This window comes from Streptococcus sp. LPB0220, assembly GCF_008727815.1.
GTDB lineage: Bacteria > Bacillota > Bacilli > Lactobacillales > Streptococcaceae > Streptococcus.
Genome location: NZ_CP044230.1, coordinates 1703365 through 1727851, shown reverse-complemented (window position 1 = coordinate 1727851; position 24487 = coordinate 1703365). Strand labels below are relative to the sequence as shown.

Sequence of the window (24487 nt, the reverse complement as noted above, 5' to 3'; positions counted from 1 at the left end):
ATTGCAGTGCTTTTACCAACCACAGAAATTATAGAACAAGATTAATTTGTCAGACCTGCCTCTGGGCAGTTTTTTGTTTGCACTTAGATTAAATTTGATATGAAAGTCAATTGTCTAGTTGCAGATATAAACGGGAGGTGAAATTTTATTTGTTATAAAAGTATTTTACTCATTTAAATTGATATAGTTTGAAAAAAGAGCTATAATACCCTTGAAGGTAAGCGTTCTCATAAGGAGGTGGCCGTTAATGTTTGAAATTCATAACTTGTCTATTAAGTATGGCGAGAAAACACTGTTGCTACCAACATCTCTAAAGTTCAAAGAGGGAAAATTATATACAATTTATGGAAAATCTGGAGTTGGAAAAACTTCGTTACTGAATAAAATTGGTCTGATTTCAGAGTATGACCCTAAAGTAACTTATATTTATGATGGCTCCAAAATTGATACGAGTAACAAGAAGATTGTTTCATCCTTTATTGCGCAAAATCTAGCTTTTATATTTCAAAATCATAATCTAATAAATGATTTGACTGTGTATGATAATTTGAAAATTTCGCTAGATTTTTTCAATTTATCAGCAAAAGAAGTAGAAAAGAAAATAGATGATATTCTAAGTGAATTAGAGATTCTAGAATTGAAGGATGTATATCCAGAGGATTTATCAGGAGGAGAAGAACAACGTGTTGCTATTGCTAGAGGGATGGTAACAGATAAGAATATTATTTTAGCAGATGAACCTACAAATTCTTTGGATTCTGAAAATAGAGAGCTTGTCTCATCTTTACTGTTAAAACTAGCAAATAAATATAATAAAATCGTTATTGTAGTTTCTCACGATGAATATGTCATTAACAAAGGAGATATAAAGCTACATTTCGAAGACAAAAAATTAATTGGAATGAAAGAAGACATAGAGTGTAATTTTCAAAAAGAGTGGCATGCTAGTAAATTAAAGAAACATATTAGATTAAAGATCCAAAAGAAAAGGAAGGTACCTCCTTTACCTGTACTTTTATTAATACTAATTTCCTTCACAGTTTCGCTTGCAGTTGGTTCTATGAATATTCAATCATTATTTTCTTCTAAGTATCAAAGAATAATCAGTGATTCATTAGAAAATGGTTTCTTGGTTATTAATGATTCAATAGGACTTGGGACGAACAAGGTGATCGATGATTTCCAATCGCTATCGAATAAGGAAATACATCAAATTTCTGATAGTAGGAATGTATACAAATTAGAACCATATATTGAATTTCCTAGTATGGGAATGACTTTTGAAAATGCTGAAAACTATTTAAAAATTAGTCGAGATTTTTCACCGAATCTATCTATTAATGGAAAGAATATTCATTTATCCAAGAATTACAGTGTGCAACCGCTTTTCAATACGAATACGACTCAGAGACAGATAAAATACTTTGACAGGACTACAAATAGGGGGATATTTGTTTCGGAATCATTTATCAAAGAACAAAAACTAGAAGATATTGTAGCTGGGTCGGAGATGACACTTACATATTATGTCCCAATTAATATTTATGAATCTCATATAGATAAAGAAGGAAGTTATTCTAAATCTGACGGAGACCTATATGTGAAAGAGGAACAAACGTTTAAAATACTAGGGATCGTAAAAGAAGAATTTCCGTTTAACTATTCTGTAAATGATAACACCTTATTCATGGCGAGTGATGAAATGCTGAAAATACAGAGCAAATATATAGGTGCGGAGAGCAAACGGAGAGAAACCATTGATGATCTCCCTGTAAAAGAATGGGCACCAAGTGCAGTACATGTTACTGTAAAGGATAGCAAAGATGTCCCTCAGGAAATTAACCGTATTAAAAATATTTCGGATAAATTTTCGATTGTTTCGTCTTTCGAGAATTATAAAGAATTTAATAAAGGTTTAAAATACATAAAAAACTTTTTGCTAATTATTTCGTTTGTCATGCTTTTGCTTGTAGTTGCAATCTTATCTTTTGTCTTCTTTTTAATAAATCGAACGAGAAAATACGAAGTTGGCGTATTAAAGGCTATGGGATACAGTACAAAACATGTTTTTAGATTATTTATTCTCGAGTTATTAAATTATGGAAAGAAAATAATTACTTTATCAAGTGTTCTGCTTTTAATACTAACTCTATTAGCTATTCAAATGCTTCAATTAGAAGTAGTTGATATCATTCATTTCTATCTAGCTTCTATAGCGTCATTAATTATCCTTACGTTTGTTGTATTAATGACTAGTGGGCTTATTCCTATCTATCTGACAGGGAAGCAGCCTATTGTTGATGCCATTCGTAAGAATAGATAAATTGATTGGTCATAGTGGTCAAATACAATAAGCAATCGCTCAACATGGAAGTCACATATTCCCTATGGTCAACGAGCCAACGGATCTGTCTTAATCGGTGTAGGAGTAAACTCTCCATGGGGAGCTGTTAACCTATGGGGAGGTCAGCATTATTATTCTCTAGATTTTTAGAATTTCTTATGGTTAGATAGGATGAATGGCTCACTGCTGGATAAACAGTGGTGAGTTTTTTTATCCCCCATAATCAGGAGAATAGTGATGTTTCTTTTTTTGAAAATCTTTATTCCATAATGATCAATCCATTTAATCATGTGGTTCAGAGTAGAAAGTTTATTCAAAATTTTTTTGAGAGTTATTTTACATATTTTGGTTTGATAGGTTCATAGATCTGAACCTTATCCTCATATGTTAATTTAATAATAAAAACCCCCAAAAGTTAGATTTTTTCTGTCTAACTTTTAGGGTGCAGTTTAACTTCATCCGTTTCTTTTTAACGTCGAGTTGCGGGTGCTGTGCTCGAACTTTTAATATTAAAGCGTTTCTTGAGGTAGAAGCGAAGGACAAGCGCTAGAGCTCCTAAAACGATGGCAAAAACATCTGGAATAGTTGGGTTGAGGACTTGTGGAAGTAATGATGTAAAGGACAAGACGATGACCCAAAGGAACATGACTCCGACAAGAATCGGCATGGATTTCCAAAGAGAGGGACGCTCACTGCGATCTTTTGTGCCATCCATATACTGATAGAAGAAGTAGTACATGAGATACAAGAGCAGAGCCCCTGTCAAACTTCCAAGGATCAAGGTTATCAACCCATAGCCTGTACGACGCGGTGCGACCAAGTTCATAAAGGCGCTAATCGCAGCAAAGACACCAAAGATAAAGAGGAAGGAATCCAAAATCATAAGAGAGGGAGCATCGTTTAATTTCGGATGCTCTTTTTCATAGCGTTCTTTCTCGCTGAAAGAATTCGCCCAAACAGTTGGAGCTCCAAAAAGAGTCCGTGCCGGAATCCCTTTTCCTTGGTTTTCATGGATAGCTGGAAGGATTTCTTGGATGAGGCTTTCTGCTTCTTCCTCTGATTTCCCGTTTTCAAGCAATTGGTGTTTGGCGATGCGGATAAATTCTTGGTTTTTCTTGCTGAGTTGATTCAAATCAAATTGAGACATAAATACTCCTTAGTGTTATTAGTAGGTGTTAGAACCATTTTTTATGGATGAGGTAGACGACGAGAGACCCGGTCAGGGCAAAAGCGATGAAAATGATGAGCCAGAAGGCGTTTGGTTCTCCATTGAGCGGTAATTCATTGTCTTTGAAGTTCATCCCATAGGCAGAGAAAATCATGGTTGGGATGGACATGACGATGGTCACCATGGCCAAGGTCTTCATGATGTTATTCTGGTTGTTGGAGATGATCGATGCGAAGGTATCGGTCATGGAGTGCAGGATATTTCCATAAATATCTGCCATCTCGATGGCCTGCTGGGTTTCGATCAAGGTATCTTCCAACAGATCCTCGTCTTCTAGGTATTTCTTGATGTTGCTAGTGGCACTGGTCAATTTCTTGATCACGCGCTCATTGGTTTTCAGAGAGGCCTTAAAGTAGACGATGGTTTTTTCCAACTCCATCAACTCAATCAGCTCTTCATTACGCGTTGATTTGTGCAATTGACTTTCAATCTGCTCGCTTTTGCGATCCAAGGTACGAAGCGCTGACAAGTAGAGTTCGGCGTTACGGTAGAGGATCTGAAAGATAAAGCGTGACCGCATAAAGGTATAGAAATTCCGCAAGCGTCGGTTGATAAAGATATCTAGAAGCGGCAATTTCTCCAAGCAAGTCGTGATAATAGCCTCTTCTGTCAGGATAATCCCTAGCGGAATCGTCACGTAGTAGGTCTGATTGTTCCGCTCTTCCTTGATGGGAACGTCGACGATGATCAAGGTATACTCATCTTCGATAGTCATACGGGACATTTCTTCCGCATCGAGTGGTGCCCGTAAGTCTGCAATATCGATATTAAAAGCAGAGGCGATTTCCATCGATTCACTTTGGGAAGGGTTCACAAGGTTGATCCAGCTACCGGGTTCCAGCGTCTCTATTTCTTTAAATTCAGTCGTTGTCGATAAAAAGACCTGTTTCATGGTGCCTCCCCTTGTTTTTTTACACCTTAACATTATATCAGAAAAAGGACAGTTTTGGATAAAAGAATACTAAAAAATTTGTTATAATGGAGGTTAACAAAAAGGTGATTAGAGTAAGAATATGCAAGATAAAATTGTCATTCATGGGGCACGCGCCCATAATTTAAAAAATATAGACGTGGAAATTCCACGGGACAAATTAGTCGTGGTGACGGGTTTGTCTGGTTCTGGAAAGTCCAGTCTGGCCTTTGATACTCTCTATGCAGAAGGTCAGCGCCGCTATGTGGAGAGCTTATCGGCCTATGCTCGGCAATTCTTGGGAAATATGGAAAAACCAGATGTCGACTCTATTGACGGCTTGAGTCCAGCCATTTCCATCGACCAAAAAACGACCAGTAAAAACCCACGTTCTACAGTGGGGACGGCAACAGAGATCAATGACTACCTGCGCCTGCTCTATGCGCGTGTAGGGACGCCTTATTGTATCAATGGACATGGGGCTATTACCGCTTCTTCGGTTGAGCAAATTGTCGATCAAGTCTTGGAATTACCAGAGCGCCAACGCCTGCAAATTCTAGCTCCCATTATCCGCAAGAAAAAAGGCCAGCACAAGAATATCATTGAAAAAGTCCAAAAAGACGGCTATGTTCGGGTTCGAGTTGACGGTGAGATCTATGATGTGACAGAGGTTCCAGAACTGTCTAAAAGCAAACAGCACACGATTGAAGTGGTGGTGGACCGAATCGTGATCAAAGAGGGCATCCGCTCGCGTCTCTTTGATTCGATTGAGGCAGCCCTTCGGATAGCGGACGGTTATGTGGTGATTGATACCATGGATGGAAAGGAACTGCTCTTTTCGGAGCATTATGCTTGTCCAGTCTGTGGCTTTACCGTTCCTGAATTAGAGCCCCGTCTCTTTTCTTTCAATGCGCCTTTTGGATCTTGTCCAGACTGTGATGGGCTGGGTATTAAGCTAGAGGTGGACTTGGATTTGGTGGTGCCAGATGATCGCTTAAGCCTTCGCGAAGGAGCTCTTGCTCCTTGGAATCCGATCTCTTCTAACTACTATCCTCAGATGTTGGAGCAGGCCATGATCCATTTTGGTATTGATATGGATCAGCCTTTCTCAGATCTCTCTCAAGAAGAAAAGGACTTGGTTCTCTATGGTTCAAATGGCAAGGAATTCCACTTTCACTATGAAAATGAGTTTGGTGGGGTTCGGGATATCGAGATTCCTTTTGAAGGGGTCGTAAACAACATTCACCGTCGTTTCCGTGAGACCAATAGTGATTTCACCCGCAACCAAATGCGCTCTTATATGAACGAATTGACCTGTGCGACCTGCCATGGCTACCGTCTCAATGACCAAGCTCTCTCTGTTCGTGTCGGAGGAGAAAAGGGGATGCATATCGGGGAAGTGTCAGATCTATCAATTGCGGACCACTTAAAAGCTGTGGATCAGTTGGTTTTAACGGACAATGAAGCTACGATTGCAAGACCGATCCTAAAAGAGATTAAAGATCGCTTGACCTTCTTAAACAATGTGGGGCTCAATTACTTGACCCTGTCACGATCGGCTGGAACCTTATCGGGTGGAGAAAGCCAGCGCATTCGCCTGGCAACCCAGATCGGTTCCAACCTCTCTGGTGTCCTTTACATCTTGGATGAGCCGTCTATCGGCCTCCATCAAAGGGACAATGACCGCCTGATTGCCAGTCTCAAGAAAATGCGCGATTTAGGCAACACCTTGATCGTCGTCGAACATGATGAAGATACCATGAGAGAGGCAGACTACCTGATCGACGTCGGCCCAGGTGCCGGTGTCTTTGGGGGAGAGATCGTTGCAGCAGGAACTCCAAAGCAGGTGGCTCGCAACAGCAAATCCATCACGGGTCAGTACTTGTCCGGCAAGCGCAAGATTCCGGTTCCAACAGAGCGCCGTTCAGGAAATGGTCGTTCTATTGAAATTACAGGAGCCAGTGAGAATAACTTACAAGATATCACAGCGCGCTTTCCTCTAGGAAAATTCATCGCAGTCACTGGAGTTTCCGGTTCTGGAAAATCGACCTTGATCAATGGCATCTTGAAAAAAGCCATCGCTCAAAAGCTCAACCGCAATTCGGAAAAACCAGGGAAATACAAGACCATTCAGGGGATTGAGCATATCGATCGCTTGATCGACATTGATCAAAGCCCGATCGGTCGGACCCCTCGTTCCAATCCAGCAACTTATACAGGTGTCTTCGATGACATTCGAGATCTCTTTGCTCAGACCAATGAAGCCAAAATTCGGGGCTATAAAAAAGGCCGCTTTAGTTTCAATGTCAAGGGCGGGCGTTGTGAGGCCTGCTCAGGAGATGGGATCATCAAGATTGAAATGCACTTCTTGCCGGATGTCTTCGTCCCTTGTGAAGTCTGCCATGGACGTCGATACAATAGTGAGACCCTCGAAGTCCACTACAAGGAAAAAAATATTGCAGAAGTGCTGGATATGACGGTCAATAAGGCAGTTGAATTCTTCAAGCACATTCCAAAAATTGAACGCAAACTCAAGACCATCCAAGATGTGGGCTTGGGCTATGTAACGCTGGGGCAACCAGCGACCACTCTTTCAGGAGGGGAAGCGCAGCGGATGAAGTTGGCTTCTGAATTGCACAAGCGCTCTACAGGAAAATCCTTCTATATCTTGGATGAACCAACGACCGGACTCCATACTGAAGATATTTCCCGCTTGATCAAAGTCTTAGAACGATTTGTGGATGATGGCAATACGGTCCTTGTGATTGAGCACAATTTGGATGTCATTAAGACAGCAGATCATATCATCGATTTAGGACCCGAAGGCGGTGTCGGTGGCGGAACTATTATTGCGACCGGAACACCAGAAGAGGTAGCAGCAAATCCTGCTAGCTACACAGGAAAATATTTGAAAGGAAAATTACAATGAATCAACGGATCAGCAACTTAAGAAACAAAATGAAAGCCCAAAACCTCAAAGCGGTATTGATTAACAATTTGAAAAATGTTTATTATTTGACCAATTTCTGGGGTTCAAACGGGACCGCTTTGGTGACAGAAGAACGCGTGGTCCTCTTTACAGATTCGCGCTACACCATCCATGCCCATGCGACTTGTTTCCCCTTTGTAGAGATTGTGGAAACCCGCGATGAGTTGACTGCAGCTGCAGAGATCGTTAAGGACCTTGGCATCAAAGAACTTGGTTTTGAGGACGAAGTGACGGTAGCCTACCATGCCCGTATGGCTTCTGTTTTCAGTGGCATTAGCCTTCAATCTCTAGCGAACTTTGTAATGGAATTGCGCTTGATTAAAGATGAAACGGAGATTGCGGCCATTAAAAAAGCTTGTAGCATCTCTGACCAAGCCTTCCATGATATTTTAGACTATATTAAGGTAGGGAAAACGACAGAGTTGGAAGCAGCGACTTTCCTCGATTTTAGAATGCGGGAGTTGGGAGCTTCTGGTGTATCTTTCGATATTATTTCAGCAGCTGGTGAACGCTCTGCCATGCCTCACGCGACTCCAAGTGATCGGGTCATTTCAGCAGGAGATGCCTTGACCCTTGATTTTGGTTGCTTGTATGATCACTATGTCAGTGATATGACACGGACTATCTATGCAGGACATGTCAGCGACAAGGAAAGAGAAATTTACGAAACCGTTTTGAAAGCCAATCAAGCCTTGATTGCTGCGGCTAAAGATGGACTTGGCTTCCGTGATTTTGATAAAATCCCACGTGATGTGATCGAGGCAGCCGGCTATGGTCAATACTTCACGCATGGAATCGGTCATGGAATTGGGCTAGATATCCACGAAGAGCCATACTTCAGCCAAACTTCTAAAGAAGCGATTCAAGCAGGGATGGTCTTGACAGATGAGCCAGGTATTTATATCGAAGGCCTCTCTGGTGTGCGGATCGAAGATGACCTCTTGATCACAGAAACTGGCTGTGAAGTCTTGACTCTTGCTCCTAAAGAATTGATTGTCCTATAAAATAGACAGTATTTTCTTAACCCCTGTGTAACAAACAAAGATAAGAAAAGAGGCCTATGAAAAAACGAAGTGTAATAGTTGGAATTCTTCTAGTAGTCCTGCTATTTGTATTTGCTCCTTCTGCCCATGCTGGTGTTGGTAATACAGATAGTGGTGGCAGTAGCTTGATTGATTCAGGTGGTGGTAGCAGTTGGTCCGATAGTGGCAGTAGCTGGTCCGATGGCGGAAGTAGTTGGTCTGGTGGCAGCAGCTGGTCTGGTGGATCCAGTAGCTACAGTTCTAGTTCTGGAACAGACTCTGGTGGTGTAGTGGCAGTTTTTGCTATCGTTGGATTGATTGGATTTATCTATAATATTGCAAAAGAGGCTAATGATAGTGATGAATCATTCTCTTCAAATAGTGGTCCAAAACGGACAACCGAAGAACGGGCTGGTCGACCAATTGAGAACAACTATGAAGCGATTCGCCGTATCCGTAAATTGGATCCAATGTTTGATGAAGACCGCTTCTTGTCGCAAGTCAAGCTGGTTTATCTTCAATTGCAGTCTGCCTGGACAGAAAAAGATTGGAATTCTGTGCGGAACTTAGAAAGTACCAGTCTTTATGAGCAACACTTGACGCAGTTGCAAGAGCATATTCGCGCCAAAACAACCAATGTTCTAGAGCGCGTGCGTGTGGAAGATTCGAAGATCAAAGACTTTATCGAAAATCCAGAAGGCAATGACCGCATTGAAGTTATTCTGTCTTCGACGATGAGAGATTACATCCGAAATGATGAAACGGGTCGTGTGATCGAAGGGGATCCAACCAAAGATCTCTTTACCGTTTACCGCATGGTCTTCCTCCGTGAACATGGAGCTCAGACAGAGATCATTAAGAATTCAGAAGTCGTTAGTGATCACTGTCCGAACTGTGGTGCGCCACTGACGATCGATTCAATCGACAAGTGTGAATATTGCCAAGCATCCTTGAAGCACAATCCAAAAGATTGGGTCTTGGATGTCTACGAAGTTGTGGATGAAATTGAATTCTACAGATAGGAGAATGTATGGGATTTATTAAAGCAGCCCTTTCAGCGGGCATTTCAAGTTTTCAAGATAGTAAATTTAAGGAAGCCATTACCCTGCCAGAAGCTGTTCCAGCAACAGCTTTGGCCATTAAGGGACAGCTCTTAACCAAAGATCCAGATGGGCGCTCTCGTCAGAGTAACCAAAATACGGGCCTATTGACAGATGGTTCTGTCGTCATCGTTCCCCAAGGCTATGTTGCTCTCTTGGTCAATAATGGAACTTTTCTAGGAGACCTTCTAGAAGCAGGGAGCCACGAATGGCAAGCCGGTGAAAATGCCTGGTTGTTTGAAAAGGGTGGTGTGAAAGGAACGTGGGATCAGTTCAAGAATCGTTTCTCCTTTGGAGCCCAAGTGGTCACCCAACAAGAAATTATTTTTGTGCGGATGCAACCTTTTACAGGAAATAAATTTGGCACTCAAAATCCAGTCGAGTATTTTAGCGACCGTTACCAACAACTTCTTAGTATTCGTTTTTATGGTCTTTATGATGTTAAAGTGGCAGATCCTGTACTCTTTTACATCAGTGCAGTCAGTCGTCAAATCACTGCAGATAAGCCATTTACCTTGGAAGATGTGGCTCAGGGAACCTTGCGCCAAAATCTGGCTCCAAAAATTGCAGTGGCCATTTCAAAATATACAGCAGAAAATAAAGCGGATATTTACAATATCAATGCAGACCAAGACGTCTTCAATGAAGTTGCAAAACGCGAAGTCAACAAGACTTGGACAGAATTATATGGTATCGAATTAACCAATGTCCTCATCGAAGATTTGAGCTACGATGCAGACAGTATGGCCAAGGTCAATAAACTGGACAGTGAATTGGCAGCGATGAAGTACAATACCATTGAAATCGAAGAACGTCGTGCTCGCAATGAAGCCTTGGTCGCAGCTGCTAAAAATGAAGGTGGCAATGGCATGAACATGATTATGGGGATGAACTTGGGTCAGGCCCTTGGCAATGACCTTCAAAAACAAGCCTCTCCAGCGCAAGACAAGCCTCATACCTTCTACATCGAAGTAGATGGCAAATATGTCCATGTCACCAAAGATGCTGATGGCAACATTGTGCCTGTGGACCAATAAGGAATAGAGAAGATGGAGTTGGAAATATAGATATTTTAAGGGCTCGTTCCTGCAATCTCTCTCCGCCTTCTAGCCTTCCTAAAAAGAGAAAATTGCTGTTTGAGAAAAATCAAATAGTGTGTTACAATAAAGAGTAATCTATTTTTAAAAAAGAGGTAATAAAACATGATCGAAGCAAGTAAATTGAAAGCTGGTATGACTTTTGAAACAGCTGACGGAAAATTGATCCGCGTTTTGGAAGCTAGCCACCACAAACCAGGTAAAGGAAACACTATCATGCGTATGAAATTGCGTGATGTCCGTACTGGTTCAACATTTGATACAAGCTACCGTCCAGAAGAAAAATTTGAACAAGCGATTATCGAAACTGTTCCAGCTCAATACTTGTACAAAATGGATGATACAGCCTACTTCATGAACACTGAAACATATGACCAATATGAAATTCCAGTTGTGAACGTAGAACAAGAATTGCTTTACATCCTTGAAAACTCAGAAGTAAAAATTCAATTCTACGGAAGCGAAGTCATCGGTGTAACCGTTCCTACAACTGTTGAATTGACTGTTGCAGAAACTCAACCATCTATCAAAGGTGCTACAGTGACTGGTTCTGGTAAACCTGCTACAATGGAAACTGGTTTGGTCGTAAACGTTCCTGACTTCATCGAAGCTGGACAAAAATTGGTCATTAACACTACTGAAGGAACTTACGTTTCTCGTGCATAAGAGACATCTCAGGGTGTCAAATAGAAAGGAACTTCTATGGCAACTGAACAATTTGGTGACATCGTTATTGCACCACGTGTATTAGAAAAAATTATTGCGATTGCGACAGCAAAAGTAGAGGGTGTCTATTCGCTTGAAAACAAGAGTGTTTCAGATAGCTTATCCAAACGCTCCCTTGGACGTGGCGTCTACCTTCATACAGAAGAAGATGGTCAAGTTTCAGTAGACATCTATCTCTATTTAGAATACGGAGTGGCTGTACCATCTGTCGCTGTAGCCATTCAAAAAGCGGTCAAGTCTGCAGTTTATGATATGGCAGATGTAACCTTGGATGCTGTCAACATTCACGTTGTCGGTATCGCAACGGAAAAATCTCCAAAACCGGACTTGAAAGACTTGTTTAATGAGGACTTCCTCAATGACTGATGAAATTTTATTAGAATCACGTCGAGATTTGCGTGAGCGCGCCTTCCAAGCCTTGATGGCCTTGGAATACGATGGAGACATTGTTGAAGCTTGTCGCTTTGCTTATCTACATGACAAGGACCTAGCAGAAGACAAAGAAGTCGATCTTCCTGCCTTTCTCATGAATCTCGTGACGGGTGTCTATCAGTCAAAAGATCAACTAGACCAACAAATCGGTCAACATTTGAAAACCGGCTGGACTGTTGAGCGCTTGACCTTGGTAGAGAAAAACATCCTTCGTTTGGGAATTTATGAAATGACAGAGTTTGATACACCACAGATCGTCGCAGTCAATGAAGCGGTGGAATTGGCCAAGGCCTTTTCGGATGAAACCTCTTCACGATTTGTCAATGGTGTCCTCAGTCAATTTGTGACAGAAGAATAAGTAAAAAGGGAGTGGGAAAGAACTCCAACTAGTTAAAAGAGTTCGTTTTTCCACCCCCGCACAGTTGATTAGGTCATCTTTGGAGCTTAAAAGGCGAACAAAGATGCCAATCAACCACTGCGTCATACAGTTATTTCTATTAAATATAAAATAAATATAAAAGGCTAGACAATTTTTGCCCAGCCTTTTTTTGACGAATAATAACCCCTACAGTATAGAACTGTAGGGGTTGTTTTAGACACTTTTTCCAGAGTGGAGACTAACGGGCAAGAAATAACCGGTAGTCGCTACTTTTTTTCCTTCGATCTTTTGGAGTAAAAGATCCACCATGAGAATAGCAATGTCTTTGAGGGGTTGTTGGATGGTTGTCAGTTCAGGTGTATAGGTCTCGATGAACTGGGTTCCATCATAACCAATCACTTTCAAATCCTGAGGAATCTGAATATCTAATTCTCTAGCGACTTTCATGATCAAGATCGCCGTCAAATCATCAGAGGCAAAGATAGCATCTGGTTTTTGCTGGGTTAAGATCTGTTTGATTTCCATTTCTTTGCGAATAGGGGAGAAATCACTAGAAACATTGATGATCATGGACTCAGGTAGAACCGATGCAAACCCCGCATGACGCAAGCCTGTTGGGGAGTTGGAGTTGTCATTACCAGTGATCATGATGATCTTTTTAGCACCACTTTTGACCAGGGTTTCTGCTGCTAAGACTCCACCAGCATAGTTATCAGAAGAGACAACTGGAATTTCTGGGGAGAGGTTGCGGTCAAAAGCAATGATAGGAGCAGTTACCCGGTTGTAATCTTCAATGCCTAAATTATGACTTCCTGAAATGATGCCATCTACCTGGTTGGCCTCCAACATTTCAATGTATTCACGCTCTTTTTCGGAGTCGTGCTCACTATTGCAGATGATGGTTTTATAGCCGTGTTTGAAGAGTTGGTGTTCTAGTTTGTCGATTAATTCAGCATAGAAAACATTGCTGATGTTGGGAAAGATCAAGCCGACTAACTTGGCTGATTTTCCTTGGAGGCTACGAGCAACATTGTTAGGTTTATAGCCCAATTCTCGCATGGCTTCTTGGACTTTTTGGATCGTTTTTTCAGATAGGTATCCTTTTTTATTGATAACCCGTGAGACAGTAGTAGGGCTGACACCGGCGAGTTTGGCGACATCAGTTAGCTTTGCGACCATAATCAAGTTCGTAGTAAGTTCCAGTAGGGGTTCCAGACTTGATCAAGATTCCATTTTGATCTGCATGTGGGTAGACCCGACCAGAAAATACTTTTTCTCCTTTATTGATAAAGATTTCAAATATCGAATTGTCAATGAAAATATTAGCGGTTGTCGCTTGGTTAGCGATTGTGCAGCTACGGCTCGTACCGAATTCTTGCGCATATTGCTCACCAGCCTGGCTTCGATCGACTGTGACCAATCCTTTAGCCAGATCAAATGTGAGAGCTAAGCCCTTTCCTTCTGCATCGGCAAAGAGGACGATTTCGTTCTGGCTATCTTTTTCAAACTGCAATTCCAATTCATAGCAGTTCTTGGTTTGAGCCTTGTTGGCAAAATCCTCACTCTCAGCGCGCAAGTCCTTGATCGCTTCAACTGGGTATTGGTAGAGCTTGCCATCTTTGATGGTTAATTCTTTGACCAGTGAGAGAGCTCCTTGGTAGTCATAGGAATCTGTTGGATAAGAAACGTCTGGAAGACCTAGCCAGCTAACAGCATAGGCACGTCCATCAGGTGCATTAAATCCTTGAGTCGCATAGGCTTCAAAACCATAGTCGAGATTATGCAATTCAGATACATCGACCATTTTGGCCTTTTCTGGGTCAAAGCTTGCCCCGATCTTGTACATATTTGGATAGATATTGTCATAATCGAGAACTGATTTATCTAAGCCTTGAGGACAGTAGAGGAGAACGGGTTGGCCTCCAACAAAGACTAGGTTAGGACATTCCATCATATAAGCTGTCCGATCGTTTGCAAAATCCAAGTCACCGACTGCAACCCAGTTGGTATAGTCGTTATCTACAGCCTTATAAAGACGGATGAATCCTTTCTTCTCAAGGTCTTGACCACCAACGATAGCGTAGTGTTGACCCTTGAAATTAAAAATTTGTGGGTCACGGAAGTGATCCGTAGAGTCAGCCGGTTGATCAATCAAGATTTTGTCAATTTTTTCAATCTTTCCGTCCTTGTCCATCAAAGCACCAACTTGGTAAGGATGACGAACCCATTCTGCATCACGAACATTTCCAGTGTAGAATAAGAATAGTTTGTCACCAAACTGCATGGCTGATCCGGAATAAGCTCCATGACTATCCAGATCTGTGTCTGGAAGAAGCGTTACCCCAGTTTCTGTGAAATGAACCAAGTCTTCACTTTCTGTTTGTACCCATGATTTTAACCCATGGGCTGCACCAAATGGGAAATTTTGGTAAAACAAGATCCATTTTCCATCAAAGTAGGAAAAACCGTTAGGATCATTTAAGAGACCAGCTTTTGGCTCAACATGATAGTGTGTATGCCAAGGAGATTTGGCCATATGATCTTGGATGGCTTGCTTTTCCTCTTTTGTCCAGTCTTCGTAACGTCTGTAACGACGTTCAGTTGTCCATTCCATTTTATTCCTCCGAATTTTTTCTTACTTCCATAGTACCGATTTCCTATTAAAAATGCAAGCGATAAATGAAAAAAATGGCAAAAAATGTCAAACGATTGACAGCTATTTTGCAGCCTGAAGAAAAGAGGAGAAGTTGAAAATTTATGAAAATATGAAAGAAAATGAAAATAAAAGTCTGATTTAAAGTGCTAAAAAGCGTAGTACAGGCCTGTTTTAAAATGAAAATAGTTTCATACTGTCAAAAGGTGTCAAAAAGTCCAAAAAAGTTTCAAAAAAATCCTGCAAAACGCTTGACATATTTTCAATACGTGGTACAATTAAAAACGTAGAAACGATTTAACCGTTTACATTACAAAAAATAAGGAGATTTTTGCAAAATGTCAAATACAGAAATTGCAAAGCAGGTCATCGATGCAATCGGTGGGGTTGAGAACGTTAGCAGTGTTGCTCACTGTGCGACTCGTCTTCGCGTGATGGTAAAAGATGAATCAAAAATCAACAAAGATGTTGTTGAGAACATTGAAAAAGTACAAGGTGCTTTCTTTAACTCAGGTCAATACCAAATCATCTTTGGTACTGGTACTGTAAACAAGATCTATGATGAAGTAGTAGCTCTTGGCTTACCAACATCATCAAAAGATGAAATGAAAGCAGAAGCCGCTAAACAAGGAAACTGGTTCCAACGCGCGATCCGTACCTTTGGAGACGTTTTTGTTCCAATTCTACCAGCAATTGTTGCGACTGGATTGTTTATGGGGATTCGTGGTGCCATTGCTCAAGACCAGGTTTTGGCTTTGTTTGGCACAACAGCAGATGCATTTAAATCTACTGATTTTTATACCTATTCAACAATTTTAACTGATACCGCGTTTGCCTTCTTCCCAGCCTTGATTTCATGGTCTGCATTCCGAGTATTCGGAGGAAATCCTGTTCTTGGGATTGTAATTGGTTTGATGATGGTTAGTCCGACACTTCCAAATGCGTGGGTTGTAGCGGAAGATCCTTCTAAAGCAGCAACATACTTTGGTATCTTCCATCATGTGGTTGGATTCCAGAACTCAGTTCTTCCCGCTTTCTTCGTTGGTCTAATTGGTGCGAAACTTGAAAAGTGGCTCCATAAGAAAATTCCAGATGTCTTAGATTTGTTATTGGTTCCATTATTCACATTGACAATCATGTCATTCCTCGCTTTGTTTATTATTGGTCCATTCTTCCACAGTATCGAAGAATATGTACTAAATGTAACTAAGTTTATTTTGAATTTACCATTTGGTCTTGCAGGTCTTCTTATTGGTGGCGTTCATCAGTTGATTGTCGTTACCGGCGTCCATCATATCTTTAATCTTCTTGAATCACAATTAATTACTGCAGATAAAAAAGATCCATTTAATGCAATTATTACAGCGGCTATGACTGCACAAGCTGGAGCTACTTTAGCAGTGGCAGTGAAATCTAAATCTCAAAAAGTGAAAGCTCTAGCATTTCCTGCAACTATCTCTGCCTTGTTAGGTATTACTGAGCCTGCAATCTTTGGTGTAAACTTGCGTTATGTGAAACCATTCGTTATTGCTTTGGGAGCAGGTGCAGTAGGTGGTTGGATTGCATCTATGTTAAATCTTGCTGGTACAGGATTTGGTATTACAATTATTCCAGGAACGCTTCTCTATCTAAACGGTCAATTATTGAAATATGTATTTATGGTTGTATTTACAACTGCCCTAAGTTTCGGTTTGACTTATATGTTTGGTTATGAAGATGAAGCTTCATCAGTTCCTGCAGAGGACAAAGAAGCAGAAGCTATTATTGAAGAAGAAACAACTGGAGCTCTTCCAGCATCTCTTCAATACGAAACCATTATCTCTCCGATCGTTGGTCAAGCTGTTGCTTTGTCTGATGTGAATGATCCTGTCTTCTCAAGTGGAGCGATGGGACAAGGAATTGCCATCAAACCAACTGAAGGCGTTGTCTATGCACCAGCTGATGCTGAAGTAACCATTGCTTTTGCAACTGGTCACGCTTACGGTTTGAAGACCGCTAATGGTGCTGAAATCTTGATCCACGTTGGGATTGATACCGTATCAATGAACGGTGAAGGATTTGATCAAAAAGTAGCTCAAGGTGATAAAGTGAAAGCTGGTGATGTCCTTGGTACATTTGATGCAGCGAAAATTGCCGCAGCTGGTCTTGAAGACACAACTATGGTGATCGTCACTAACACAGCTGACTATGCTTCTGTCACACCTGTTGCAACTGGATCTGTTGCGAAGGGTGATGCGATCATCGAAGTCAAAGCTTAATCGAAACAATAAGTTTTCAAGGACTGGTCTATCATCTCCAGTCCTTGAATTTTATTTCTCAAAAAAAGTGTGTTTTTTCTTTAGAGAAGAGAAAAAGATTGACTACAAAATATGCTATAATAAATACAGGATATTTTTCATAATAAAAAAGGAGCCAACATGACAAAATTATATGGAAGTTTGGAAGCTGGCGGTACAAAATTTGTTTGTGCGGTTGGTGATGAAAACTATAATGTTGTGGAAAAAGTACAATTTCCAACAACCAAGCCAATTGAGACGATTGATAAGTGTATTGAATTTTTCTCAAAATTTGAGGATCTAGTTGGGCTTGCGATTGGTTCATTTGGACCAATTGATATCGATCCAAATTCAAACACTTATGGTTTCATCACAACGACTCCAAAACCAAATTGGGCCAATGTAGATATCGTTGGGGCCTTCCGTCGTGCCTTGAATGTACCTATCTATTTCACAACAGATGTGAATAGTTCTGCCTATGGAGAAGTGGTCGCACGCAACAATGCGGGTGGTCATATCGAAAACTTGGTTTACTATACAATCGGAACAGGAATCGGAGCTGGTGTCATCCAACGTGGTGAGTTTATCGGGGGAGCTGGGCACCCAGAAATGGGACACTACTATGTGGCCCAACACCCAATGGATGTGGAAAAAGAATTCAAGGGTGTTTGTCCTTTCCACAATGGCTGTTTGGAAGGTTTTGCGGCTGGTCCTAGTCTCGAAGCTCGTACGGGTATTCGTGGGGAAAACATTGAACTCAACAGCAATGTATGGGATATTCAAGCCTACTACATCGCACAAGCAGCAGTGAATGCGACAGTTACCTTCCGCCCAGACGTCATTGTCTTTGGAGGAGGAGTCATGGCTCAACAACATATGTTAGATCGTGTTCGCACGAAATTTACTGCCCTCTTGAACGGTTACCTCCCTGTACCTGATGTGAGAGATTATATTGTGACACCTGCAGTTGCCGGCAATGGTTCAGCGACCTTGGGGAACTTTGTCCTTGCAAAAGAAGTGAGCGAAAAGCTTAAAAAATAAGCAGCAATTGTCTCTTAGAGGTTAGAAACAAGAGCGAGGAGGCTGGGACAAAAGTCCTAGCCTCTCAATTATTTTTGGATTGTCGAGCAAGACGCAGTGGTTGAGTGGGCTCTACTACGCCGATTTCATCAGCTTTTACAGCCCTACTCAACTGTGCGGAGGTGGGACGATGAAATCCAATTCTAACGAATTACCGATTTCTGTCCCACTCTCTTCTTTCGTCTATCTATCAAGAAGTGAGGAAGGAATGAAAAAGAATATTGTAAAAGATGTCTTATTCTTGGGTCAAAAGTCAGAAGAAGCGACACCTGAGGATCGCACCTTGGCTTTGGATTTGCAGGACACCTTAAATGCTCATCTCCTTGAGTGTGTCGGTTTAGCAGCCAATATGATCGGGGTGAAAAAGCGAGCGATTATCATCCGAATGGGAAGTGAAAATTTGGTCCTGTTTAATCCGGTTCTCCTTGAAAAGAAAAAGCCTTACCAAACAGAGGAAGGATGCTTGTCCTTGGTGGGGAGTCGGCCGACCACTCGTTATGAGGAGATTTCAGTGGCCTATCGAGATATGAATTGGAAAGCAAAAACAATTCATTTGTCAGGCTTTTCGGCCCAGATCTGTCAGCATGAAATGGATCATCTAGAAGGCATTATTATCTAAAGATGAAGGATGGAGTCGATTCGGCTCCTTTTTTTAGTTCTTATGGAAACTTTTTTCTTGACAGGGATCTTTTTTGTGTTAAAATAGTTCTCATAGTAACTTTAAAGTTCTTAAGAGAACTATTTGGAGGAAATGATGGACAAACCTTTACTAGAATTTAAAAAAATCGGTCATCTCATTCACCTCATGGTGGAAAGAGAAGCTAAGAAGCGTGGGTTTGAATTTAGCGCAGGACCACAAGGTCAGGTATTGAGATTCTTATCTCATCGTGAAAAGGAGGGAAAAGTGACCTTGATTCGGGATGTTGAACAGGAACTTCATATCACAAAATCCGTGACCAGTAATCTGATCAAGCGAATGGAGAAAAATGGGTTTATTTATTTAGAGGCTAGTCCGACCGATAAACGGGCCAAGTATGTCTACCTAACAGACAGTGTGAAAGCCAATTTGAATGACATGAAGCAATTCTTTGAAGAGGTAGAACGGAGTCTAGTAGCGGGTGTATCAGAAGAAGAATTGGCTATCTTTTTCAAGGTTATGCAGCAATTTTATGAGAATATGAAAAAAAGGAGCGAGGAATGATCAATATATTTCGGCGCTTAACCGCCAAAGAATGGGGCATGATTGCCCTTAGTACGGTCTTTATCTGTCTAGCGGTTTGGATGGATTTAAAGACTCCTGAATACTTATCTGATATCACGACCCTCTTAGCTAAGGAGGGGACCAAGGTTTCGGATATTATGGATCCGGGAAGCAAGATGTTGCTCTTCTCTTTTGGAAGCTTTTTAATGGCAGTTTTTGTAGGCTTTTTGGCTTCAAGAGTCGCTGCCAGCTTTACGACGCGACTTCGAGGAGAGATTTTCCATCAAGTGATGGATTACTCTGATGCCGAGATCAAGAAATTCTCCGTTCCCTCTCTCTTGACCCGGACGACCAACGATTTGACCCAGTTGCAAATCATGATTGTGATGGGGATGCAAGTTGTGACGCGTGGTCCCATTATGGCGATTTGGGCCTTAACCAAGATTTGGGGGAAGAGCAGTGCCTGGACAACTTCTGTTGGGATTGCGGTCTTGATGGTCTTGATTCTTCTCTCTGTTCTGGTTCTTATTGCCTTTCCGCGCCAGCAAAAGGTTCAAGGTTTGACCGATGCTTTGAATGCGACGACACGGGAGAGTTTGACTGGGGTGCGAGTGGTTCGCGCCTACAATGCGGAAGCGTATCAAAATGAGAAATTCCAGGCTGAAAACAAGGGCTTAACCCGTCTAAATCTCTTTGTTTATCGGTTGATGTCTTTGATGAACCCGGTCATGACAGTGGTATCAAGTGGGTTGACCCTGGCTATCTACTGGATTGGGGCGCACTTGATCAATGATATCGCCATGCCAAAAGATCCTACAAAGATCCTCGCCAGTCCTGCATTAGCGGATCGGACCAAGGTCTTCTCAGATATGATCACCTTCTCCTCTTACGCCATGCAGGTTGTCATTGGCTTTATGATGATGGTGGCCATCTTGATTATCCTTCCTCGTGCCTTGGTATCCGCAAAACGGATTAATCAGGTCTTGGCTCTTGAACCGTCTGTAGCCTTCCCAAGTGAGTCAAAAGAAACAACAGGCCAAGTAGGTACAGTAGAATTTCAAGACGTTTCCTTCCGATATGGACGGACTTCCCGTGCTGTGATTGAGCACGTGACCTTCTCAGCTCAGAAAGGACAAACCGTTGCCTTCATCGGATCAACTGGTTCTGGTAAATCCACTTTGGTCAATTTAATCCCGCGTTTTTACGATGCGACAGAAGGAAAGATCTTAGTGGATGGGGTGAATGTCAAGGACTATAGCCACCAAGAATTGAACAATAAAGTCGGCTACATTCCACAAAAAGCAGTGCTCTTTAGTGGCACGATTCGCTCCAATATGGAATTTGGGGAAAGTAGCCAAGGAAAATTAGAGGATGAAGCCATCTGGAAAGCTCTTGAATTGGCCCAAGCCAAAGAGTTTGTTGCCGCAAAAGAGAAGGGCTTGGATACAGAAGTAGCGCAAGGAGGAAGCAACTTCTCTGGAGGACAACGTCAACGTTTGGCGATTGCGCGTGCCCTTGCACGCAAGCCCGAGATCCTCATCTTTGATGATTCCTTCTCAGCCCTGGATTATAAAACAGATCGGATCTTGCGACAAGCCCTAAAAGAAAAGTTGGCAGATACGACCAAATTGATCGTTGCGCAACGGATTTCGACCATTATGGATGCGGATTTGATTTTGGTCTTGGATCAAGGGAAGGTCGTCGGTCAAGGTACCCACAAGGAATTGCTTGCGACCAATGAAGTCTATCAAGAAATTGCCTATTCACAATTGTCTAAGGAGGAGTTGGAACATGCATAAAACAAAACAAGAATCGTCCCTTTGGAGACAACTTTCTCCCTATTTGAAGGGCTTCCACCTATTTTTCCTAGTTGCTATCCTCTTTTCGGTCGTATCGAGTATTATCACGGTTATTGGACCGGATAAGTTAAAAGAAATTACAGATACCATTACAAAAGGGATGGGAGGCGCCATTGATATTGATAAGATCACTTCGATTGCCCTGACCTTAGCCATCCTTTATGGAGTTGGAGCACTGGTGTCCTACAGCAGTAGTTTCATTATCTCAACGATGATTCAGCGCTTTGCAGAACGCTTGCGCAATGCTATTGCTGAGAAGATCAATCGCGTGCCCCTCCAATATTTTGATAGCCATGAACAAGGAGATACCTTGTCTCGTGTGACCAATGACGTGGATTTGATGACCCAATCCTTTAACCAAAGCTTGGTTCAAATGGTCTCTTCTATTGTCTTATTGATTGGCTCCATCTTTATGATGTTTAAGACGGACTGGCACTTGGCGGTGACAGCGATTGTGTCCGTCTTTGCAGGTTTTGCTCTTTCCAGCATTATTATGGTCAAGAGCCAGCCTCTCTTTAAGCAACAACAGGACAACCTTGCCAAAGTTTCAGGTTATGTTGAAGAAATCTATAGTGGCCACAATATCGTCATTTCCTACAATGGCCGTCACCAAGCCAAAAATCATTTTGATGCCATCAACCAAGATTTGTACCATAGCATGTGGAAATCCCAATTCTTCTCTGGGATCATGATGCCCTTGATGCAGTTTGTAGGGAATTTCGGCTATGTCATGGTCTGTATCGTTGGGGCTGTCCTCACCATTAATGGAGACATTACCATCGGGACCATTGTGGCCTTTATGACCTATGTCCGCATCTTTACCCAACCAATCGGTCAAATGGCGCAAGGAATTACCCAATTGCAATCAGCCAGTGCTGCTATGGGGCGTGTCTTTGAATTCTTAGACGAAGAAGAAATGGAAGACGAATCCCAAAAAACACGTCAATTGGAAACACCCGAAGGTCATGTTACCTTTGAACATGTGCGTTTTGGCTATTCATCAGATAAGACTATTATCCATGACTTTACAGCTGAAGCGAAGCCAGGACAGAAGGTGGCTATTGTTGGTCCAACAGGTGCTGGTAAGACCACCATGGTCAATCTCTTGATGCGTTTTTACGACATTCAAGCTGGTAAAATTACCATCGATGGTGTGGATACTAAGGCCATGAGCCGAGAAGAAGTTCATGATGCCTTTTCGATGGTCTTGCAAGATACCTGGCTCTTTGAAGGCACTATTCGAGAAAACCTGGTCTTCAATCAAACCGATATTTCAGATGAAGCGGTCGAAGCGGCAACCCGAGCTGTTGGGGTCCATCACTTTATTCGGACCTTGCCGAATGGCTATGATACTGTATTAGATGATTCAGTGACCTTGTCCGTTGGTCAAAAGCAACTCTTGACCATTGCGCGTGCCCTCTTGAAGGATGCTCCGCTCCTCATCTTGGATGAAGCAACCTCATCTGTCGATACCCGTACAGAAGAGTTGATTCAAAAAGCCATGGACAAACTCATGGAAGGCCGAACTTCCTTTGTCATTGCCCATCGCTTGTCCACTATCCGTAATGCGGATCTGATTCTCGTGATGAAAGATGGAAATATTATCGAGCAAGGCAACCACCAAGAACTCATGAGCCAAAATGGCTTCTATGCTGATCTCTATAATAGCCAATTCACAGAAGAAGTAGCATGAAATCAAGATACAAGGCTTGTGAAATGTAAAGTAAAAAAATAGGATAGAAGGCAATTCTATGTGCTTCTATCCTATTTTTTATGCTGGAAGAAGGGATGGGAAAGACGATTCTTAGGTACAGAAAAATGACAAAGCGTCAAAAATAGATCGCTTCTAATGTTAAAAAGAAGAAAGAGAGGATAAAAAAGAAGCCTGGCTTGACAGGCTTTCTTAGGATCGCGTATACTAGTAGTACAAAAACGAGATGATAGACAGGAGTGCCAACATGAAGCCCAATCTTCAAGATTATCTGAAATTTTATCGTTGGCTAACCCTGCCTTTTACGAGAAAGCCACGTCGTGTGCAGGTTCTTCAAAGGATGAATCGAATCCTGACGTTCGCCATGCCAGGCATCTACGGCCTGGTCTTTTGTTGGCTGTTTTTAAAGAAAACTTCAATGGGAGAAATCTGGCCTTTTATCTGGATCCCTGCTTCGGGTTTTGTCTTGTTTAGCCTCTTTCGTCATTGGGTCAATGTTCCAAGACCTTATGAAAAATGGGAGATTCAACCCTTATTAGAAAAGAATTCATCTGGTCATTCCTTTCCTAGCCGACATGTATTTTCGGCGACCATTATCTCCATGTGTGTCTGTCAGTTGTCGCTTTCTCTAGGAATGTGCTCCATGCTCCTATCTCTTCTATTAGCCCTTGTCCGAGTTATTGGAGGGGTTCATTATCCCAAGGATGTTCTCGTCGCTTGGGGGCTGGGACTCGTTTGGGGAGGACTCTTTTTGCTGGTTTGAATGAACAAATTGCTGAAAATTGACCTTTGTCTAAGAGCGAGGGATAGTGTATACTGGAAAGTGGACTTAGAATAGGAGAGAAGATGAAGTACAGAAAAGCAGAAAAAGCAGATCTGGATCAGGTGGTTCGAGTAGCCAGTACAGCCTTTGAGGACTATCTATTTTTAAAAGTTATCAAGGATTTGGTTCGGGATCCCAAGCAATACCCAGCCTTTGTTGAGGCAATGATGCGCATCTTGGTGAAGGTTTTTCTTAAGCACCATATTTGCCTTGTGGCAGAAAAAAACGATGAAATTTATGCGGTAGCCTTGTTGCAAAAGGGACCGATTCCTTTTCGGGCCTATCTATTAAATGGGGGATTTGGTTTGCTCAAGTTTATTTCCTTGAAAAATATGTTGGCCTACTTTAAATTTATGGAGGACACGGATAAGGAATTGGAGCAAAATGTAGACTTTGATTGGTATTTGATGCTTCTCGCAGTCGCCCCTAAACACCAACGGCAGGGCTATGGCAGTCGCTTTATGACAGAAGGAATTGAGCCTTTCTTGGAAGAGATCAAAGGGGAAAAACTAGCCTTTTATACCAATACCAAAGGAAATGTCTATTTTTACACGAAAAATGGTTACAAGGAAGTCTATTCAAGTGAGATTAGCTTTAACCAAGTAGAAATGGGAAGTTGGTATTTCTTGAAGGAACTAAAAAAACACTAAGGTTCAA

Annotated in this window: 20 protein-coding genes; 16 read left to right on the top strand and 4 right to left on the bottom strand. The window is 41.8% G+C overall.

The features are described 5' to 3' along the window. The first annotated feature begins 247 nt into the window (after positions 1-247). The gene (locus tag LPB220_RS08910; protein WP_031576886.1) at positions 248-2323 is read left to right on the top strand and encodes an ATP-binding cassette domain-containing protein; all 2076 of its coding nucleotides are present in this window, start codon (positions 248-250) and stop codon (positions 2321-2323) included. A 490-nt stretch (positions 2324-2813) separates the two neighbouring features. On the opposite strand, the gene LPB220_RS08905 is transcribed toward LPB220_RS08910, so the two are convergent. After that, complete coding sequence (locus LPB220_RS08905) at positions 2814-3491, bottom strand: DUF1129 domain-containing protein (RefSeq protein WP_031576885.1); 678 nt, start codon at positions 3489-3491, stop codon at positions 2814-2816. A gap of 28 nt (positions 3492-3519) precedes the next feature. Continuing rightward, positions 3520-4464 carry a magnesium transporter CorA family protein gene (locus tag LPB220_RS08900; protein WP_031576884.1) on the bottom strand — a complete coding sequence of 315 codons (945 nt, stop codon included), beginning with the start codon at positions 4462-4464 and terminating at the stop codon, positions 3520-3522. 121 nt (positions 4465-4585) lie between these two features. On the opposite strand from LPB220_RS08900, the gene uvrA reads away from it, so the two are divergent. From uvrA to nusB, 7 genes are all read left to right on the top strand, one after another. After that, positions 4586-7411 (top strand): excinuclease ABC subunit UvrA, encoded by a 2826-nt coding sequence (uvrA, locus tag LPB220_RS08895; RefSeq protein WP_031576883.1) that lies wholly within the window; start codon positions 4586-4588, stop codon positions 7409-7411. Continuing rightward, positions 7408-8475, top strand: a complete 1068-nt coding sequence (locus LPB220_RS08890; protein ID WP_049471837.1) for a M24 family metallopeptidase — start codon at positions 7408-7410, stop codon at positions 8473-8475. The genes uvrA and LPB220_RS08890 overlap by 4 nt, the downstream gene beginning before the upstream one ends. Before the next feature lie 56 nt (positions 8476-8531). Beyond that, complete coding sequence (locus LPB220_RS08885; RefSeq protein WP_003008610.1) at positions 8532-9515, top strand: TIM44-like domain-containing protein; 984 nt, start codon at positions 8532-8534, stop codon at positions 9513-9515. An 8-nt stretch (positions 9516-9523) separates the two neighbouring features. Beyond that, complete coding sequence (locus tag LPB220_RS08880; RefSeq protein ID WP_118227869.1) at positions 9524-10630, top strand: SPFH domain-containing protein; 1107 nt, start codon at positions 9524-9526, stop codon at positions 10628-10630. A gap of 165 nt (positions 10631-10795) precedes the next feature. Then, positions 10796-11356 carry an elongation factor P gene (efp, locus tag LPB220_RS08875; RefSeq protein ID WP_003005479.1) on the top strand — a complete coding sequence of 187 codons (561 nt, stop codon included), beginning with the start codon at positions 10796-10798 and terminating at the stop codon, positions 11354-11356. Between the two features lie 36 nt (positions 11357-11392). Beyond that, entirely contained in the window at positions 11393-11782 is a 390-nt protein-coding gene (locus LPB220_RS08870) for an Asp23/Gls24 family envelope stress response protein (protein WP_003005404.1), read from the top strand. Next, positions 11775-12206: a transcription antitermination factor NusB gene (gene nusB / locus LPB220_RS08865; RefSeq protein ID WP_003008602.1), complete on the top strand. Its 432-nt coding sequence runs from the start codon at positions 11775-11777 to the stop codon at positions 12204-12206. The genes LPB220_RS08870 and nusB overlap by 8 nt, the downstream gene beginning before the upstream one ends. Before the next feature lie 234 nt (positions 12207-12440). On the opposite strand, the gene LPB220_RS08860 is transcribed toward nusB, so the two are convergent. Continuing rightward, positions 12441-13406 carry a LacI family DNA-binding transcriptional regulator gene (locus LPB220_RS08860; RefSeq protein ID WP_070586938.1) on the bottom strand — a complete coding sequence of 322 codons (966 nt, stop codon included), beginning with the start codon at positions 13404-13406 and terminating at the stop codon, positions 12441-12443. Then, complete coding sequence (locus tag LPB220_RS08855) at positions 13387-14841, bottom strand: sucrose-6-phosphate hydrolase (RefSeq protein WP_150906484.1); 1455 nt, start codon at positions 14839-14841, stop codon at positions 13387-13389. Before LPB220_RS08855 ends, LPB220_RS08860 begins: the two co-directional genes overlap by 20 nt. A gap of 377 nt (positions 14842-15218) precedes the next feature. On the opposite strand from LPB220_RS08855, the gene LPB220_RS08850 reads away from it, so the two are divergent. The 8 genes from LPB220_RS08850 (at position 15219) to LPB220_RS08810 (ending at position 24480) form a co-directional block, all read left to right on the top strand. Next, the gene (locus tag LPB220_RS08850) at positions 15219-17138 is read left to right on the top strand and encodes a sucrose-specific PTS transporter subunit IIBC (protein WP_150906482.1); all 1920 of its coding nucleotides are present in this window, start codon (positions 15219-15221) and stop codon (positions 17136-17138) included. A 159-nt stretch (positions 17139-17297) separates the two neighbouring features. Beyond that, on the top strand, positions 17298-18197 hold the full coding sequence (scrK, locus tag LPB220_RS08845; RefSeq protein WP_003016958.1) for a fructokinase ScrK: 900 nt from the start codon (positions 17298-17300) through the stop codon (positions 18195-18197). Positions 18198-18444: 247 nt separating this feature from the next. Then, a complete protein-coding gene (locus LPB220_RS08835) occupies positions 18445-18855 on the top strand; it encodes a peptide deformylase (protein ID WP_049507051.1) in 411 nt (136 codons plus the stop codon). A gap of 135 nt (positions 18856-18990) precedes the next feature. Next, positions 18991-19437, top strand: coding sequence for a MarR family winged helix-turn-helix transcriptional regulator (locus LPB220_RS08830; protein WP_150906845.1), 447 nt, complete (start codon positions 18991-18993; stop codon positions 19435-19437). Further along, complete coding sequence (locus tag LPB220_RS08825) at positions 19434-21236, top strand: ABC transporter ATP-binding protein (protein ID WP_150906480.1); 1803 nt, start codon at positions 19434-19436, stop codon at positions 21234-21236. The genes LPB220_RS08830 and LPB220_RS08825 overlap by 4 nt, the downstream gene beginning before the upstream one ends. Continuing rightward, positions 21229-22989, top strand: a complete 1761-nt coding sequence (locus tag LPB220_RS08820) for an ABC transporter ATP-binding protein (protein ID WP_150906479.1) — start codon at positions 21229-21231, stop codon at positions 22987-22989. The genes LPB220_RS08825 and LPB220_RS08820 overlap by 8 nt, the downstream gene beginning before the upstream one ends. A gap of 265 nt (positions 22990-23254) precedes the next feature. Continuing rightward, positions 23255-23770, top strand: a complete 516-nt coding sequence (locus LPB220_RS08815) for a phosphatase PAP2 family protein (protein ID WP_024054809.1) — start codon at positions 23255-23257, stop codon at positions 23768-23770. Positions 23771-23853: 83 nt separating this feature from the next. Then, positions 23854-24480, top strand: a complete 627-nt coding sequence (locus tag LPB220_RS08810; protein ID WP_003008580.1) for a GNAT family N-acetyltransferase — start codon at positions 23854-23856, stop codon at positions 24478-24480. Positions 24481-24487 lie beyond the last annotated feature (7 nt).

Excerpts from the sequence above, each read along its gene's own strand:
- LPB220_RS08910 (WP_031576886.1), top strand. The coding sequence starts at position 248 with ATGTTTGAAATTCATAACTTGTCTATTAAGTATGGCGAGAAAACACTG.
- LPB220_RS08905 (WP_031576885.1), bottom strand. The coding sequence starts at position 3,491 with ATGTCTCAATTTGATTTGAATCAACTCAGCAAGAAAAACCAAGAATTT.
- LPB220_RS08900 (WP_031576884.1), bottom strand. The coding sequence starts at position 4,464 with ATGAAACAGGTCTTTTTATCGACAACGACTGAATTTAAAGAAATAGAG.
- uvrA (WP_031576883.1), top strand. The coding sequence starts at position 4,586 with ATGCAAGATAAAATTGTCATTCATGGGGCACGCGCCCATAATTTAAAA.
- LPB220_RS08890 (WP_049471837.1), top strand. The coding sequence starts at position 7,408 with ATGAATCAACGGATCAGCAACTTAAGAAACAAAATGAAAGCCCAAAAC.
- LPB220_RS08885 (WP_003008610.1), top strand. The coding sequence starts at position 8,532 with ATGAAAAAACGAAGTGTAATAGTTGGAATTCTTCTAGTAGTCCTGCTA.
- LPB220_RS08880 (WP_118227869.1), top strand. The coding sequence starts at position 9,524 with ATGGGATTTATTAAAGCAGCCCTTTCAGCGGGCATTTCAAGTTTTCAA.
- efp (WP_003005479.1), top strand. The coding sequence starts at position 10,796 with ATGATCGAAGCAAGTAAATTGAAAGCTGGTATGACTTTTGAAACAGCT.
- LPB220_RS08870 (WP_003005404.1), top strand. The coding sequence starts at position 11,393 with ATGGCAACTGAACAATTTGGTGACATCGTTATTGCACCACGTGTATTA.
- nusB (WP_003008602.1), top strand. The coding sequence starts at position 11,775 with ATGACTGATGAAATTTTATTAGAATCACGTCGAGATTTGCGTGAGCGC.
- LPB220_RS08860 (WP_070586938.1), bottom strand. The coding sequence starts at position 13,406 with ATGGTCGCAAAGCTAACTGATGTCGCCAAACTCGCCGGTGTCAGCCCT.
- LPB220_RS08855 (WP_150906484.1), bottom strand. The coding sequence starts at position 14,841 with ATGGAATGGACAACTGAACGTCGTTACAGACGTTACGAAGACTGGACA.
- LPB220_RS08850 (WP_150906482.1), top strand. The coding sequence starts at position 15,219 with ATGTCAAATACAGAAATTGCAAAGCAGGTCATCGATGCAATCGGTGGG.
- scrK (WP_003016958.1), top strand. The coding sequence starts at position 17,298 with ATGACAAAATTATATGGAAGTTTGGAAGCTGGCGGTACAAAATTTGTT.
- LPB220_RS08835 (WP_049507051.1), top strand. The coding sequence starts at position 18,445 with ATGAAAAAGAATATTGTAAAAGATGTCTTATTCTTGGGTCAAAAGTCA.
- LPB220_RS08830 (WP_150906845.1), top strand. The coding sequence starts at position 18,991 with ATGGACAAACCTTTACTAGAATTTAAAAAAATCGGTCATCTCATTCAC.
- LPB220_RS08825 (WP_150906480.1), top strand. The coding sequence starts at position 19,434 with ATGATCAATATATTTCGGCGCTTAACCGCCAAAGAATGGGGCATGATT.
- LPB220_RS08820 (WP_150906479.1), top strand. The coding sequence starts at position 21,229 with ATGCATAAAACAAAACAAGAATCGTCCCTTTGGAGACAACTTTCTCCC.
- LPB220_RS08815 (WP_024054809.1), top strand. The coding sequence starts at position 23,255 with ATGAAGCCCAATCTTCAAGATTATCTGAAATTTTATCGTTGGCTAACC.
- LPB220_RS08810 (WP_003008580.1), top strand. The coding sequence starts at position 23,854 with ATGAAGTACAGAAAAGCAGAAAAAGCAGATCTGGATCAGGTGGTTCGA.